This is a genomic window from Streptomyces sp. NPDC004732, assembly GCF_040609235.1.
GTDB lineage: Bacteria > Actinomycetota > Actinomycetes > Streptomycetales > Streptomycetaceae > Streptomyces.
In genome coordinates this window covers 517,331-531,599 of the sequence record NZ_JBEXJR010000004.1, presented here as the reverse complement: position 1 = coordinate 531,599, position 14,269 = coordinate 517,331, and the positions used below count along the sequence as shown (strand labels likewise).

The following is a 14,269-nucleotide window of genomic DNA, read 5'->3' as shown; positions in this document are numbered from 1 at the left end:
AAATGGCAATGAAGTACGCAAAGATCGCAGAGAGATCACCGACGGGAGCACATCGCCATGCCACGAGTTCTGCTGATCGAGGACGATCCCGCGGTGCAGAAGGGGGTGACGCTGGCGCTGCGCCGCCGCGGTCACGAGCTGGAGGTGGCGGCGAGCGGCGAGACCGGCCTGCTCTCGCTGGAGCGCATCCGGCCCGATCTGGTGCTGCTCGATCTGATGCTGCCCGGCATGTCCGGGCTGGAGGTGTGCCGCCGCATCCGCGAGACCATGCAGCTGCCGATCATCATCCTCTCCGCGCGTGGCGACGACATCGATCTGGTCGTGGGCCTGGAGGCGGGCGCGGACGACTACATCGTCAAGCCCGCCAGCGGGGAAGTCATCGAAGCCCGGATGAAGGCCGTCCTGCGACGCGTCGTGCCCCAGGATCCCGCGGCCGACTCCGGGATCGGCGGGATCGGCGGGCAGTCCCGGCACGGGAGCCTGGAGCACCACGGCGACCTCGCCGTCGACCGCAGCGCGCTGCTGGTGTCCAAGGGAAGCCGTGAACTGGCTCTGGCACCCTCCGAGTTGAAACTGCTGCTCTTCCTCTCCGCCGCGCCCGGCCAGGTCTTCAGCCGCCAGCACCTGCTGGAACAGGTGTGGGAGCACAGCTTCTACGGCGACGCGCGCCTGGTCGACGCCTGCGTCATGCGGCTTCGCGGCAAGATCGAGGACGACCCGCGCCACCCCGCGTACATCCAGACGGTACGAGGCTTCGGATACCGCTTCGGTCCCGTGCCCCGGCCCAAGGGCGAGGAGCAGCAGGGTCAGGACCCTCGGTGAGGCTGCGTCCGCCCAGAGGGCTGCGCGTCCGCCTCGTCGTCGCGTTCCTGCTCGTCTCGGCGCTCAGCGCGCTGATCACCGCCGCCCTCACGTTCCGTCAGGCCCGGTCCGCGATCCTCGACCGGACGCAGGACAACGCCGTCCACGAGCTGCGCGCCCAGGTCGACTCCCTCGCCCCCGACCTGCCCTTCCCGCCCAGCACGCAGGACCTGCGCAACTTCACCCTCCAGCTGGACAGGGCGGGCACCTCCCGCGACTGGCGCACCGCCGCTTCCTATCGGGGCGGCCCACCCGTCACCGCCCCGGGCGCCACACGGACCGCGGCGATTCCCGCGGCCCTGCGCGCGGCGGCCGGGGAGCAGCAGGACGCGGTGGTCCGCCAGCGGATCGAGCGGGACGGCACGCCCTGGCTCGCCATCGGCATGCCCGTCGTCTACGGCACCGGCCAACGGGACGACGAGCCCACCGCGTCCGGTCTCGTCGTGTACGCCGACTTCTCCCTGGACGGCGACAAGGCCGACATCGCCGCGCTGGTCACCGCCGCACAGGCGGGCGCCGTTCCCGCGCTCGTCATCGCCCTCGTCCCGGCCCTGTTCGCGGCGCGCCGCGTCCTTCTCCCCGTACGCGGACTGCGCAACGGCGCCGAGAAGCTCGCGTCGGGCGACCTCGGCACCCGGCTCCCCGTGACCGGGCACGACGAGCTGTCCGACCTCACCCGGACCTTCAACGCCATGGCGACGCACCTGGAGCAGGACGACGCGGAGCTGCGCCGCATGGAGGCCACCGCACGCCGCTTCGCCGCCGACGTGGCGCACGAGCTGCGGACGCCGCTCGCCGCGATGTCGGCGGTGACCGAGGTCCTCGACGAGGACGCGCACAGCGGGGCCCTGCCGCCGGACACCGCCGACGCCGTCCTCCTCATCAGCGACGAGACCCGCAAGCTCGCCCGCATGGTCGAGGATCTGATGGAGGTGTCCCGCTTCGACGCGGGCGCCGCCACCTTGCATGGGGACGACGTCAGCCTGCGCACGCTCGTCGAGAAGACCGTGCAGTTGCGCGGCTGGCAGACTCCGCCGGGCCGCGTCGTGGTGGAGGTGCCCGAGGATCTGCGCGTGTCCGTCGATCCCCGCCGGGTCGATGTCGTACTGGCCAATCTGATCGGCAACGGACTGCGGCACGGCGCCCCTCCCGTCGTCGTCCGGGCGCAGCAGGCGCCGGGTCCCCCGGACCCAGAGGGCGGCATGGTCGTCGTCACGGTCACCGATCACGGCCCCGGTATCGCCGAGGACGTACTGCCGCATGTCTTCGACCGCTTCTTCAAGGCGGACGCGGCCCGCACCCGCTCCGAGGGCAGCGGCCTGGGCCTCGCCATCGCCGCGGAGAACGTCCGCCTGCACCACGGCACCCTCACTGCCGCCAACTCCGCAGAGGCCGGTGCGGAGTTCATGTTCTCCCTGCCCCTCGCCCACCCCGAAGTGGAGGAACGGCCGTGAGGACACGACTCCCCCTGCCCCTGGCCTGCCTGCTCGTCCCGGTCCTGCTCATGGTGGCGACGGGCTGCGGCATCAGCACCACCGCACCCGAGAAGGCGGGCGCCCCGGCCTCCGGAATCCAACGCCCCGGCACCACCGCCGACCACGCGCGTCTGTACTTCGTGGGCCCGTACGGCCTGCGCGCCACCACCCGCCCCACCGACCGCCCGCTCGGCCCCCAACAGGCCCTGGACCTCCTCCTGGAAGGCCCCACCGACGCGGAACGCGAACGCGGTCTCATCAGCGAAGTCCCGCCGATGAACGGGCGCCTGACGGCCACCGCGACCGCCGACACGGTCGACATCTACCTCCCGGTGAACATCAAGGAGCTGCAGGTCGCCGCCGTCAGCCAACTCGCCTGCACCGCCGCCCACTCCGACGTCTCCGGCGACGAGCCGCCCACGGCGGTCGACATCCGCTTCCACGAGAACCTCGGGCACTCCCCCACCCCGTGGACCGTACGCTGCGACGCCGACGGCAACGTCCACCCACGCACGGATACGTGACCTGTCTGCGCCAGGGGCTTCCCTGCCAACGTGTATGGGCGTCCCTCTCAGCGGAAGTCCGCCGCGTGGTCCACCGCCCACTCCTGGAAGGATCGGGCCGGGGCCCCCGTGATGCGCTCCACTTCGTCGTTGACCGGCTCCGGATGGTCGAGCATCTCCGCCTGGGCCGGCATTATGGCCTCCACCAGCTCTGCCGGATAGCCTGCGGCCTTCATCTGCTCGATGGCCTCGTCCAGCGCGACCTCCTCGAACCGCACCGGTCGCCCGATCGCCTCGCTGATCAGAGCCACCTGCCGTTCCTGGGTGATCAGTTCGGGGCCGGTGATCAGGGGGCGGGCGCCGAGCAGAGAGTCGGTCGTCAGCGCCTGAACGGCGACCGCAGCCATGTCCGCCTCGTGGATCAGCGGACGGGCCAGCCTTGCCAGCGGCGCCCGTACCGCACCGGTGGTGCGGATCTCCTCCGCCCAGCCCAGCGTGTTGCCCGCGAACCCGGTGGGCCGCAGCGCCGTCCACTCCAGGCCCGATGCCTCGACCAGCCGCTCCAGCTCCGTGTGGAACATGGTGATCGCCTCACCCGGCTTCTCCTTCTCGCTCCCGACCCCGGCGGATGACAGGTAGACCACCCGTCGAGCGTGCTTCCCGATCACGTCGATCACGTCCGACGCGCCCTCAGCGCTCAGGAACGGCCACACCAGGAAGACCGCATCGACGCCCTCCAGAGCCGTGCCCAGCGACGCGGGATCACTGAGATCGCCGCGCACCGCCTGCACACCCTCCGGGAAGTCCGACTCCCCTCGCACCAGTGCCCGCACGGGCACACCCGCCGCGTGCAGTTGGCTGACCACCGCACCGCCGACCTTTCCCGTCGCGCCGGTCACCAGAATCACGGGCTGTGTCATCGGAATCTCCTCGTCTCGCCGTTCGATGACACAACCCTCGTACTTCAACCAGGGTTTAGGTCAAGCACCGGCCGGAGCGGCCGTCAGGCGCGGCTCCGACCAGCGATCTGCCGAGCAGTCATGTGCCGGACCGTCACCCCATTGGCCGACTACTGTACGAGCATGCCTTGTTGCCCATCGTGGCGACCCGAGGAGGAACACTGTGCCATCGCCCTGCGATCCCGAGCACGCCCCCGTCGGCGACGTGGGCACGGCGCTCATGATGATCGACTCGCGGCTGAAGAGCATTCACAGCGGCAAGACCGAGGTGGACCCCGAACAGCAGGCAATGGTCCGGCAGTTCGCGGCGTCGCTGGGGCCCAAAGGAGCCGATGACCTGCTGAACGGCGCGTGCACGCTCATCTACATGTTCATGTCGTGGCTGCGGCAGGCACACGAGGACCACGGCAAGGACGTCATCGAGTACGTGGTCCCCACCCTCGTGGCCACGATGCGCATGATGCCCAAGAGCATCCCGTCCGAGGCCATCCCGACCATGGCCGGACTGGTCATCGCAGCGGGCACCGGCCTGAGTCCCAATCTGTGGCGCCAGCAGTACGGGGACTGGACCGAGGCCGAGATGAACCCCCTGGAGGCCACCGCCTTCCTCCTGGCGGAGCACATCAACCGCATCACCGACGACCCCGACTTCGCCACCCGCATGATCGCCGAGAGCTTGGCCGGAGCGGAGGGCGAGGACCCCGACGACATCGAGGACTGAGTCACACCTCCGGCGCCAGGTCCGGACGCAGCCGGTGCCACACCGGGTGGCGCAGCAGACCGGCCCGCGTGCGGGTGGTGTACCGGACCTCGGCGACCAGCCGCGGCAGGACCCAGTTGGCCCCGGACACCGCGGGCGCGGGGGTGAAGGGGCAGTCGTCGATGGCGGCGACGTCGAGGAGGCGGGCGATGTCTGCCCGTTCCCGTTCGTTCCACCCCGTGCCGACACTTCCCCTGTAGGTCAGGACCCCGTCCACGTACTCACCGACCAGGACCGCGCCCGGCAGTCCGCCTAGCCGCCCCTGCCCGGGCATCCAGCCGCCGATGACCACATCCGCGGTGTGCACGTTCCTGACCTTGAGCCAGGCCGGGGAGCGCCTGCCGGGCTCGTACAGGGAGTCCAGCCGTTTCAGCACGATGCCCTCCAGGCCCTGCGCACGGGCGAGTTCCTGTGCCTGGCGGCAGTGTCCCGTCACCGCTGTCGGCACCGACCAGTCCGGGCCCGACCCGACGAGCTGCGTCAAGGTGTCGCGGCGCCGGGTGTAGGGCAGTCGGGTCAGGAGTTTGCCGTCCAGGTGGAGCACGTCGAAGAGGATCAGGTGTGCGGGGGTCTGCGCGGCCAGGCGGGCCGCTTTCGCCGGGGAGCCGGACAGCCCCATCCGCGGCTGGAGACGCTCGAAACTGGAGCGGCCCGCCTCGTCGAGAACGACGATCTCCCCGTCCAGCACCGCAGGCACGTCGCCCAAGGCCGCTCCCAGACCACGGAGTTCGGGGTAGGCGGCGGTGATGTCCGCGCCCGAGCGCGAGCGGACGACCACGGTGCGGTCACCTGGCAGGTACACCAGCGCACGCTGCCCGTCGTACTTGGTCTCCGTACTCCACAAGTGCTCACTGTCCGGGGGCGGCAGTGTCCCCGGGGTGGCGAGCATGGGGGCGATGCGCGGCAGGGCGGTCATGCGGGTCAGCCCTCGCCCGGTCGGCGTCGGCTCCGCTCGGGGGGCTGGGCGAGGGCCCACAGCTCCAGGTAGGCCCGCTGGATGAACGTGCCGGTCAGTACGGGGTTCGTGTTGGTCAGGGCGGCCAGTGCCACGTCCGCCTGTGGGCTGAAGCCCGCGAAGGCGGTGAAGCCGCGGGTGCCGCCGGAGTGGTGGTAGAGGTCGCGGTCGGGGCGGGGTCTGATGTTCCAGATCAGGGCGATGCGTCTGCCGGTGCGGGGCAGGGCGATGCGGGGCCGGGTGACATCGGCGAGGGCGGTGCGCAACGTGCCGGGGACGGTGGCGGGCGCCGTGGCCGGGTCGCGGAGGAGGTCGAGGGTCGTCAGCAGGTCGCGTGCCGTGGACCGGCCCGTTCCCGCCGCGGACAGGGAGGACATCTGCCAGGCGGGACGGGGCCTGCGATGCCAGTAGCCGGTGGCCTGCGGCAGGTCCGTGGTGCAGGTGGTGTGTGTGAGGCCCAGCGGGTCGAGGACACGGTCGGCGAGCAGCGGGGCGAAGTGTCCGCCACCGACGCCGTTGGCCGCGCGGGTGAGCAGTTCGCCGAGGAGACCTACGCCGAAGTTGGAGTAGCGCACTCGGGTGCCGGGGGCGGCCTGCGGCCGGGTGCGGGTCAGGGCGCGGCGCAAGGAGGCGACGGAGTAGGGCTCGTACGGATTGCTGAACCAGACCGGCGCCCCCTTGCGCAGGAATCCGGGCGGCAGTCGGGGCAGGCCCGACGTGTGGGTGGCCAGGTGCAGGAGGGTGATGCGGGAGCCCGGCAGGTGGGGGGCGGCGCCGCGCGGCAGGAAACGGGTGATCGGGTCTTCGTACGCGACCTCGCCGCGCGCCACCATCTCGGCCAGGAGCAGCGCGGTGAACGTTTTGGTGAGAGAGCCGATTTCGAACCGCGTGTCGGGACCGGCGGGCACGCCACCGTCGAACGCGGTGTCGCCGGTGGTCAGCAGGGCGTGTTCGGAGCCGCGCCGCACGGCGAGCGCCACCGCGCTCGCGCCGGGAGCGGTGGCGTGCAGGGCGGCGAGGATTCTTGCGGCCCAGGGGGGCGCCGCGGGTTCCGATGCAGGTTCCGCCGCCTCTGCGATCCCCGGCCCGTCCCCGCGTGGGAAACCGCGCGGGCTCATCAACTCGTCGCCCTGCCCAGCGTCCGCGACACCGCGAGCGTCCCCGCGATCGCGGCGACGACAGCAGTGTGCTGGTGGTCGGAGAACCGTCGCGCGGGGTCGTCGGGGACGGGCTCCCCGTCACGCGGCACCAGGCCGTCCGGGTGCTGGACCGCGGCTAGCCGCTCCCAGTCCGCGGGCTCGCAGTACGGCTCCTTCAGACAACACCCGACGATCATCAGTTCGGCGACCAGGTCCCACTGCTCGATCTCGGCCCAGATGTCGATCCACACGGGCAGCCACGTGGTCACGTACGCGGTGAGGTCGTCGGGCAGACCGGTGGGCATGCCACCCCAGTCGGTGAGGTGGAAGACCGTGTGGGTGACGCAGTAGCCGGTCATCCAGTCGATGAGCCAGGGCTCCGGCATCGCGCCAAGCCAGGTGGCACGGGCCAGTTCATGCCAGTCGTACGCACGTTCCCCACTGTCCAGGCCGACGATCCGGGCCGCGTTGGCCACCGCGAGCCGTCGATTGGGGAGGAGCTCGGCGCCACGGACGGAGCGCAGGGCGCTGGTGTGGGAGAGCAACCGGTCCAGGGCCTCGTGGCGCAGGCCGCCTCGGGCGAACGGCGAGTACGTCTCCAGCGGGTCGGTCATCATCGTGTACCGCAACAGCCGTTCGTACAGCATGTCGCCCTCGCCGAGCTGCTCCCAGGCGAAACCCAGCAACTCGCCCGCCATGCGCTGCTCGGCGCTGCCCGCGACCGACTCGCGCAGCACGAGCGAGGCGGCGAGGGCGCTCTCGCCGAGCGGCTTGTAGACGCTGTCGGGGTCGCCGAGGTCGGCGGTGGTGTCGGGGGGCAGCGCGCCGCGCTCGCGGTGTGCGTGCAGCCAGGCCAGGGCCTGCGCGCTCACCTCGTGGGCGGTCCGCGTCACGGGCGCGGTCATACGGTCTCCAGTCCGAGCAGGCGCCGGGCGATGGCGACGTCGAGAGCGAGGCGCGGGCCTCCGCCGCCGTACAAGCCGAGGTGTTCGACGAGGGGCACCGGGTCGAGGGGCAGGTGCACGCCTTCGGAGTGCAGCAGGGCGAGCCAGCGCACGATGCGGGCGGCGGTGGGGAAGTCGCGGCGCAGCACGGCGCGGGTGGCGCCCCGGGCGAGGGCCCGTGGAGCGGGGTCGGTGCGGGCCGCGGAGTGCACGGGGCCTTCGAGGCCGGGGAGGGCGAGCGGGGAGAGCTGGCCCATGCGGACGGACCAGCGCTGCCAGTCGGTGTCCGATGCAGCGGGGAGGGTGTCCGATGCGGCGTGGCCGGTCCGCGTCGGCTCCGCGAGGACCGGGGCGCCCGTGGGCTGCGGTGCGAGAACCTCGCCCACCTGCGCATCGCCCCCGTCGGCGAACCGGGCGAGCAGAGCCGCGGTGGCCCAGTCGCGCCACGCAACGAGCCAGGGCTCGGCACCACCCGCGGGCGGTGGGGCAGGGGTGCTCACCGCGGGCGGGAACACCGCGAAGGACTGGGCGACGGCCGTCGCGTCCTGGGGGTGGAAGACCGCGGCACCGAACAGATAGGGGGCGAAGCCGTCGGCTCCGACGAAGCGGATGGCACCCAGCGCCGCCTTGGGATCGTCCGAACGTTCGACATGCTCGGCGATCATGGCGGTGCCCCCGACGCCACGCAGGGCGTCGAGGGCACGGAGAGCCAGGTCAGCCGCTGACGCGGCGTACGCGCTCTGTGATCGATCGGGGCTCACTTGCCTGTCGGCTCCTTCGGCTCCTTCGGCGAGATGAGCGCCAGCAGCAGAAGGAAAGCCCCTGCTTCCGGCGAGTACGTCGGCGCGTCGCTCAGGATCGCCTCTGGCTCCACCATGGCCGTTCCGAGCGCCGCGGCGTCCGTCGGAGTGACAAGAAGCGGTGTGTGCTGAGCAAGCATCGGTGCCTCCTCATAGATACGTCGCCACCGAGTCCAGTGACGCCCACCCTCGGACCAGTCTAAGGCCAATAGTCCCGTATGTCTGTTTTGAGATATTTCTAGCTCGCTGAAGAGGCCAACTCGCCTGCACCGCACGGCAGTTCGTCCAGCAGGGCGAGGAAAGCGGCAGCCGGAGGTGACGGCGTGAAGGGACTCCAGACCAGTCGCTCCACGCGCACCGGCCCATTGATGAGCGGCACACACCGCAGGCCGTGCAGTTCGGCGGCGAACAGCGCGGGCAGCAGGGCGACGCCCAGGCCGTGGCGGACCATCCGGGACATGAGCTCGACGCCGGACACCTCGAAGGCGACCTCACGCCGTATCCCGGCGGCCGCGAACGCCTCGTCGGACTGAGCGCGTGCGGCGCTGCCGTCCGCGAAGTCCACGAACATCTCGTCGGCGAGACGGCCCAGGTCCACCTCTTCCTCCGCGGCCAGCGGGTGACCGGGGGCGACCACGGCGACGTGCCGCCCATGAGCCAGCTCCCGGTCCCGGACGCCCTGCGGCCGGAAACCGGCCTGCACACCGAGGAACGCCGCGTCCAGCTGCCCCTCGCGCACCTGCTCCACGAGCCGCTCGCTGGACCCGGCCCGCAGACTGATCCGTACCTGCGGGTAGCGCAGCCGGTAGTCCCGCAGCACCGCGGGCAGATCGACGGCCGCCACCGTGGGAATCGACCCCACGGTCAGCTTGCCCCGCACCTCACCGGTCGCCGCGGCCACCTCGGCCCGGGCCCGCTCGGCCGCCTCCAGGGCCTGCCGGGCGGCGGCCAGGAACGCCTCTCCGGCGCTGGTCAGCCACACCTTTCGGCTGGTCCGCTCGAACAGCCGGGCACCCAGCTCCTTCTCCAGCCTGGCCACTTGGTGACTGAGCGCGGACTGGACGACGTGGCACTTCTCGGCCGCGCGGGTGAAGCTCGCGGTCTCCGCCACCGCGAGGACGTAACGCATCTGCTGGAGGTCCATCGATCCATCGTGAAACACGATGGATCGGATGACAACCATGTGTTGGACCGATTGATCGATGAGAGGCGATGCTGGAACCAGAGCCAGGCAGACATCCCCTGCACCACGACCCCACGGAGACTCCCATGCGCGTCATCGCCTTCGACCACCTCGTCCTGAACGTCGCCGACATCGAGCGCTCCCTCGCCTTCTACACCGGCCCGCTGGGGCTCGACCCGGTGCGGGTGGACGAGTGGCGGGCCGGGCAGGTCCCCTTCCCCTCCGTGCGGGTGAGCCCCACGACGATCATCGACCTCATCGAGGGGCCCGACGGCGAACCGGCGGGCTCCAACGTCGACCACATCTGCCTGGTCGTCGAGCCCCTCGACTGGCAACAGGTCATCGATTCCGGCGACTTCACCGTGGTGGACGGCCCCGGCAAGCGCTTCGGCGCCCGGGGCACCGCACTCTCCCTCTACGTCCAGGACCCGGACGGCAACATGGTGGAACTGCGCTGGTACCCGCAGGACGCGTGAGGCAGGAATCGACGTACTCAGCGCCCGAAGGGGACGTCGTCCGTCGTGGCCATGCGGCGGGTCTCGCTGTGGGACCGCACGAACTCCTGGATGTGGCCGAGGGCTTGCTTCGCGTCCGACTCGTCCTTGCCGCAGCCGCCGGTGCCGGAGACGCCGTCGGGGTAGCAGGAGGCGCGGTGGCCGTAGATCAGGCCGTCGGCGTTGCCGCCGGAGGGGTCAAGGAGTCGGTTGGTCGCGTCGCCGTCATTCGCCGCTGTCGTCCAGCCGAAGACGCGCGCCAGTTCGCCGCGGTCCCTTGCCTCCGCGCCGAGGCGGACCTGCTTGGTCACGTTCCCGAGGACGGTCGGCAGGTTGAGGTTGAACAGGCCCTTGTCCATGACGCGTTGGTTGTTCGCGATGGCACCGCCGTACTCGCCGTACTGCTTCCCGACGTCTGCGGAGTCGCCGCTGATGTCCACGCCCTCGAGGTCGGTGAGGTCGCGGCTCACGTCCTTCCAGCCGGTCCCGCCCGCGGTGCCGTAGAAGCCGTAGAGAACCCGCACTCCGGCGCTCTCCAGCTTGGTGCGGGCCAGGTCGCGCAGGGCCGCGACCGAGCAGTGCTGCCACTTCGTGTCGCCGCTGTCGCAGTAGTCGGGGTTCTTGAGGTCCAGCCAGACGAACCCGATGTTCTTGCCCGCACGGCGCTGTTCCGCGATCCGGTCGAACATCGCCGCCATGGTGTCGCCGGAGCTCGTGGGGAGCCCGTCGTGATCGGCCCACCAACCCTTCTTCCAGGCGGTGGCGTCGATCTCCATCGCGTTGGCCCCGTGGTCGAGCGCCTTGTCGACGCCGCCGACGGTCAGCACGCGGTGTGCGATCGCCCAGACCGGCCGCTTGTCCTGCGACTTGGCCTCTGACGTGGCCTGCGATGCCTTGCCGGACTCCGCGTCGGCGACACCGGGGGCGGCGCTCGCCGACGGGGCGGCCAGACCCATCACCAAGGCGCCGCTCGCGGCGGCGAACGACGCGGCTCGCGCGGTCGAGCGGGTGCGGGCTCGATGTATCACGGTTGTTTCTCCGTCCGTTCCTGTGCTGCGCTCCGTCCGGGCGCGGCACAGGAAGGTGCTGGCGCCGCGGAAAGAGCGTGCCGGACACGTGTTTCCGTGTCCGGCCTCAGCTGCCGCGCCTGCCCATCCCTTCACAGGTGAAACGTTTCCGCTCGGCGGCGAGTTAGTGCGGCCCTGTCGCCGTCGGCCGTGGGCCTCACCTCTCGTCCAGCGCATTGCCGCTGAGGTAGCTCTTCGGGCTGGTACCGACGGTTCGGCGGAACGCCGCGAGGAACGCGCTGGGTGTCGCGTATCCCACGGTGTGTGCGACCCGGGACACGGGCTGGCCTTCGGCCAGCAGCGGCAGGGCGGCCCGCAGCCGCATGTGGGTGCGCCAGCGCTCGAAACTCATCCCCGTGTCGTGGGTGAACAGCCGGGTCAGGGTGCGTCGGCTCACGCCGACGGCCTGTGCGTGCGCCGCGAGGCTCCGCGGATCCGCGGGATCGTCGAGCAGGGCGTCGGCCACGGCACGTACGCGTTCGTCGACGGGGGTCGGTACGTCGATGGGCAGGGCCGGGAGCGGGTGCAGCAGATCCATGACGACTGCCTCGGCCCGCAGCCGCACGTCGTCGGCGAGGTCCCGTCGGCCGAGGTGGCGGATCAGGTGGGCCAGCAGCCCGTCGACACCGACGGGTGTGGGGTCGGCCCAGTTCAGCGGGCACCGGTCCGGTTCGAGGTAGAGGCTGCGCAGCAGCGCGTCGCGGGTCGCGCCGGTCCGGTGGACGACTCCTGCGGGCAGCCACAGCGCCCTGGTGGGCGGCAGGACCCAGTAGGTCTCGCCGACGGCGACGCTGAGCACTCCGCGTGGCGTCCAGGCCAGCTGGTGTTGCGGATGGCTGTGCGGGACGACCCACTGTCCCGTCGGCAGGGGGAAGCGCCCAACCACGATGGCTCCCACCCCGGTTGGGGCGGCACCTGCGACGGCCTCGATCATGTGTCCCACCGTATGGCCTCAGTACGACATGACGTGGCCCCATAGCGGATTGTGGCCAACCCGGCCGGTGCATAGCGTCGTTGGCATGTCGATCGATCATGCATACCAGGGACACCATCGCCGTATTGATGTGCAGGTCAACCCGGGTGAGTGCCCGTCGTGACGGCAACGTCAACCCCTGTCGCGGCCACCGGTGGCCGTCGTCGGCAGGCCCTTGTCATGCTGTGCTTCGTACAGTTCATGCTCGTCCTGGACGACAACGTGGTGAGCGTCGCCCTCCCCAGCGTCCGGGACGAACTCGGTTTCAGCGCGGCGGGCCTGACCTGGGTCGTCAACGCGTACTTCCTCGCCTTCGGGGGGCTGCTGCTCCTGTCCGGGCGCGCGGCCGACCTGCTGGGCCGCCGCCGCGTCTTCCTCAGCGGTGTGGCCCTGTTCGGCGCCGCGAGTCTCGCGTGCGGTCTTGCCCAGGAACCCTGGCAACTCGTGGCGGGGCGGTTCGTCCAGGGTGCGGGCGCCGCCATGGCGAGCCCGGCCGCGCTCTCGATGATCACCATCCTGTTCCCCGGCAGCGCCGAGCGCGCCAAGGCGCTCGGCATCTGGGGCGGTATCGCCGGTCTGGGCGGCACGGCGGGCCTGGTGATCTCCGGCGCGCTGACCGGACTCGCCTCCTGGCGCTGGGTCTTCCTGATCAACCTGCCCGTGGCCGTCCTGGCGCTCGTGCTGGTGCCGCGCCTGGTCGACGAGAGCCGGGCCACCCGCCGGGCCCGCCTGGACGCACCCGGTGCGGCGCTGGGCACCGGGGCGGTCCTGTCCCTCGTCTACGGTCTGCTCCAGGCCGGGGAGTCGGGCTGGGGCGCACCGGCCGTGGCCTGGCCGCTGTTCCTCGCCTGCGTGCTGGCCGTCGCGTTCCTCGCGGTCGAGTCCCGCACGGCCGAGCCCCTGGTGCCGCTGTCGTTCCTGACCTTCCGGACCCGCGCCGTCGCCAACGGTGCGACCCTGCTGTTCTCCGCCGCCCTCTATGCGATGGCCTTCCTGCTGATGATCCACCTGCAGACCGTGCTCGGTTACGGCCCGCTCGAGGCAGGTCTCGCCTACCTGCCCTACTGCGCCGGGATACTCACCGGCATGTGGGGCTCCTCCCGCGCGGTGATCAGGCTGGGCGCGCGCCGGACCCTGGTGGTCTCCTTCCTGATCAGCGCGGCCGGACTGCTCCTATTGTCCGGCATCGCGCCCGGCGACGACTACGCGTCCGGCGTGCTGCCCGGCATGCTCGTCATGAGCGTCGGCTGCGGCCTGAGCCTGCCCGCCCTGACGGTCACCGCGCTGACCGCCACCACCGAGGAGAACGCCGGTCTCGGCTCGGCCGTCGTCACCTCCGTGCAACAGATCGGCGGGGCGGTGGGACTGGCGGTTCTGGTGACCCTCGCCGCACGCCGCAGCGACGCGCTGGCCGACTCGACCGGCCCGCTGCACGCCGCGACGCAAGGCTTCTCACTTGCCCTCGTCGTCGGCGCGGTCCTCCTCCTGGCCGGTGCCGCCCTCATCGCCACCCTGCTGGCTACTGAGGCCGACCGCCGAGGGCGTCGGGGGAACGTGTCGCCGTGATCCGCTCCGCGAGGTAGGTGTCCACGGTGGAGTTCAGATCGGCCATGAAGGACTCGAACTGCGCCAGGAGGTCCGGCGGGTAGGGCGACATCGCGGTGTCGAGGCGGCGGGCGAGCGGGCCGAAGAATTCGTCCGCGCGTTCCTGGATGTGCGCGCCGCTGCGCAGGGAGACGACGCGCCGGTCGGAGTGTTCGCGGGTGCGGGTGATGTGTCCCGCCGCTTCGAGGCGGTTCAGGAGCGCGGTGGTGGCGCCCGTGGACAGGGAGATGCGCTCGCTCAGCCGTGCCGGTGACAGCAGCGTGCCGCGTTCTTCCGCAGCGGCGATCTCCAGTACCGCGGTCGCGTCGGTGGAGTGCAGGCCCAGCCAGGCGGCGAAGCGTCGGCTGAGCTCGGCGTAGTGGCCGCCGTAGATCCTCAGCCCTTCCATCAGTCGCTCACGCTGCGCCGCGACGCCGTCGCGCATCGGTTCCTCCATGGAGGCCTGCCACCTTTCTCTCCTGCCGCACGGTCTGCGTCGGCGGCCGCTTTGACAACCTACCGTCATCACTTTACCTTCATGGTGGAATTACTTCATGATGGAGGTATTGAGC

15 protein-coding genes and 1 pseudogene are annotated in these 14,269 nt (G+C 71.1%); 6 read left to right on the top strand and 10 right to left on the bottom strand.

Annotated elements, in window-relative coordinates; translation table 11 throughout:
* Positions 1-57 precede the first annotated feature (57 nt).
* The 3 genes from ABZV77_RS14650 to ABZV77_RS14640 are packed head-to-tail and all read left to right on the top strand — an operon-like array spanning position 58 to position 2,860.
* Positions 58-822: a response regulator transcription factor gene (locus tag ABZV77_RS14650; protein ID WP_356255492.1), complete on the top strand. Its 765-nt coding sequence runs from the start codon at positions 58-60 to the stop codon at positions 820-822.
* The gene (locus ABZV77_RS14645) at positions 819-2,315 is read left to right on the top strand and encodes a HAMP domain-containing sensor histidine kinase (protein ID WP_356255490.1); all 1,497 of its coding nucleotides are present in this window, start codon (positions 819-821) and stop codon (positions 2,313-2,315) included. Before ABZV77_RS14650 ends, ABZV77_RS14645 begins: the two co-directional genes overlap by 4 nt.
* On the top strand, positions 2,312-2,860 hold the full coding sequence (locus ABZV77_RS14640) for a hypothetical protein (RefSeq protein WP_356255487.1): 549 nt from the start codon (positions 2,312-2,314) through the stop codon (positions 2,858-2,860). The genes ABZV77_RS14645 and ABZV77_RS14640 overlap by 4 nt, the downstream gene beginning before the upstream one ends.
* Before the next feature lie 47 nt (positions 2,861-2,907).
* Here ABZV77_RS14640 and ABZV77_RS14635 read toward each other — a convergent pair whose 3' ends face one another.
* On the bottom strand, positions 2,908-3,759 hold the full coding sequence (locus ABZV77_RS14635) for an NAD(P)H-binding protein (RefSeq protein ID WP_356255484.1): 852 nt from the start codon (positions 3,757-3,759) through the stop codon (positions 2,908-2,910).
* A 202-nt stretch (positions 3,760-3,961) separates the two neighbouring features.
* On the opposite strand from ABZV77_RS14635, the gene ABZV77_RS14630 reads away from it, so the two are divergent.
* Positions 3,962-4,519, top strand: coding sequence for a hypothetical protein (locus tag ABZV77_RS14630; protein WP_356255481.1), 558 nt, complete (start codon positions 3,962-3,964; stop codon positions 4,517-4,519).
* Positions 4,520-4,526: 7 nt separating this feature from the next.
* Here the strand turns inward: ABZV77_RS14630 and ligD are convergent.
* The 6 genes and pseudogenes from ligD to ABZV77_RS14600 form a co-directional block, all read right to left on the bottom strand.
* Positions 4,527-5,474: pseudogene (ligD, locus tag ABZV77_RS14625) on the bottom strand (non-homologous end-joining DNA ligase); the annotation flags it as partial.
* A 5-nt stretch (positions 5,475-5,479) separates the two neighbouring features.
* The gene (locus ABZV77_RS14620; protein WP_356255478.1) at positions 5,480-6,631 is read right to left on the bottom strand and encodes a serine hydrolase domain-containing protein; all 1,152 of its coding nucleotides are present in this window, start codon (positions 6,629-6,631) and stop codon (positions 5,480-5,482) included.
* Positions 6,631-7,557 (bottom strand): hypothetical protein, encoded by a 927-nt coding sequence (locus ABZV77_RS14615; protein ID WP_356255475.1) that lies wholly within the window; start codon positions 7,555-7,557, stop codon positions 6,631-6,633. Before ABZV77_RS14615 ends, ABZV77_RS14620 begins: the two co-directional genes overlap by 1 nt.
* Positions 7,554-8,357 carry a hypothetical protein gene (locus ABZV77_RS14610; protein WP_356255472.1) on the bottom strand — a complete coding sequence of 268 codons (804 nt, stop codon included), beginning with the start codon at positions 8,355-8,357 and terminating at the stop codon, positions 7,554-7,556. The genes ABZV77_RS14615 and ABZV77_RS14610 overlap by 4 nt, the downstream gene beginning before the upstream one ends.
* The gene (locus tag ABZV77_RS14605) at positions 8,354-8,536 is read right to left on the bottom strand and encodes a hypothetical protein (protein ID WP_356255469.1); all 183 of its coding nucleotides are present in this window, start codon (positions 8,534-8,536) and stop codon (positions 8,354-8,356) included. Before ABZV77_RS14605 ends, ABZV77_RS14610 begins: the two co-directional genes overlap by 4 nt.
* Before the next feature lie 98 nt (positions 8,537-8,634).
* Positions 8,635-9,540 carry a LysR family transcriptional regulator gene (locus tag ABZV77_RS14600; RefSeq protein WP_356255466.1) on the bottom strand — a complete coding sequence of 302 codons (906 nt, stop codon included), beginning with the start codon at positions 9,538-9,540 and terminating at the stop codon, positions 8,635-8,637.
* A gap of 125 nt (positions 9,541-9,665) precedes the next feature.
* Between ABZV77_RS14600 and ABZV77_RS14595 the strand changes: the two genes are divergently transcribed.
* Positions 9,666-10,055 carry a VOC family protein gene (locus tag ABZV77_RS14595; protein ID WP_356255464.1) on the top strand — a complete coding sequence of 130 codons (390 nt, stop codon included), beginning with the start codon at positions 9,666-9,668 and terminating at the stop codon, positions 10,053-10,055.
* 17 nt (positions 10,056-10,072) lie between these two features.
* On the opposite strand, the gene ABZV77_RS14590 is transcribed toward ABZV77_RS14595, so the two are convergent.
* Together ABZV77_RS14590 and ABZV77_RS14585 are read right to left on the bottom strand one after the other, a co-directional pair.
* Positions 10,073-11,101: a phospholipase gene (locus ABZV77_RS14590; RefSeq protein WP_356255461.1), complete on the bottom strand. Its 1,029-nt coding sequence runs from the start codon at positions 11,099-11,101 to the stop codon at positions 10,073-10,075.
* A 196-nt stretch (positions 11,102-11,297) separates the two neighbouring features.
* Positions 11,298-12,074, bottom strand: a complete 777-nt coding sequence (locus ABZV77_RS14585) for a helix-turn-helix transcriptional regulator (protein WP_356255458.1) — start codon at positions 12,072-12,074, stop codon at positions 11,298-11,300.
* A 219-nt stretch (positions 12,075-12,293) separates the two neighbouring features.
* On the opposite strand from ABZV77_RS14585, the gene ABZV77_RS14580 reads away from it, so the two are divergent.
* A complete protein-coding gene (locus tag ABZV77_RS14580; protein ID WP_356255455.1) occupies positions 12,294-13,679 on the top strand; it encodes an MFS transporter in 1,386 nt (461 codons plus the stop codon).
* Here ABZV77_RS14580 and ABZV77_RS14575 read toward each other — a convergent pair.
* Positions 13,633-14,154, bottom strand: coding sequence for a MarR family transcriptional regulator (locus ABZV77_RS14575; RefSeq protein WP_356255452.1), 522 nt, complete (start codon positions 14,152-14,154; stop codon positions 13,633-13,635). The genes ABZV77_RS14580 and ABZV77_RS14575 overlap by 47 nt on opposite strands.
* Positions 14,155-14,269: the final 115 nt, after the last annotated feature.

What these genes read in the sequence shown, in the direction of transcription:
- ABZV77_RS14650 (WP_356255492.1), top strand. Translation starts at nt 58, where the DNA reads ATGCCACGAGTTCTGCTGATCGAGGACGATCCCGCGGTGCAGAAGGGG.
- ABZV77_RS14635 (WP_356255484.1), bottom strand. Translation starts at nt 3,759, where the DNA reads ATGACACAGCCCGTGATTCTGGTGACCGGCGCGACGGGAAAGGTCGGC.
- ABZV77_RS14620 (WP_356255478.1), bottom strand. Translation starts at nt 6,631, where the DNA reads ATGAGCCCGCGCGGTTTCCCACGCGGGGACGGGCCGGGGATCGCAGAG.
- ABZV77_RS14615 (WP_356255475.1), bottom strand. Translation starts at nt 7,557, where the DNA reads ATGACCGCGCCCGTGACGCGGACCGCCCACGAGGTGAGCGCGCAGGCC.
- ABZV77_RS14605 (WP_356255469.1), bottom strand. Translation starts at nt 8,536, where the DNA reads ATGCTTGCTCAGCACACACCGCTTCTTGTCACTCCGACGGACGCCGCG.
- ABZV77_RS14600 (WP_356255466.1), bottom strand. Translation starts at nt 9,540, where the DNA reads ATGGACCTCCAGCAGATGCGTTACGTCCTCGCGGTGGCGGAGACCGCG.
- ABZV77_RS14595 (WP_356255464.1), top strand. Translation starts at nt 9,666, where the DNA reads ATGCGCGTCATCGCCTTCGACCACCTCGTCCTGAACGTCGCCGACATC.
- ABZV77_RS14585 (WP_356255458.1), bottom strand. Translation starts at nt 12,074, where the DNA reads ATGATCGAGGCCGTCGCAGGTGCCGCCCCAACCGGGGTGGGAGCCATC.
- ABZV77_RS14580 (WP_356255455.1), top strand. Translation starts at nt 12,294, where the DNA reads ATGCTGTGCTTCGTACAGTTCATGCTCGTCCTGGACGACAACGTGGTG.
- ABZV77_RS14575 (WP_356255452.1), bottom strand. Translation starts at nt 14,154, where the DNA reads ATGGAGGAACCGATGCGCGACGGCGTCGCGGCGCAGCGTGAGCGACTG.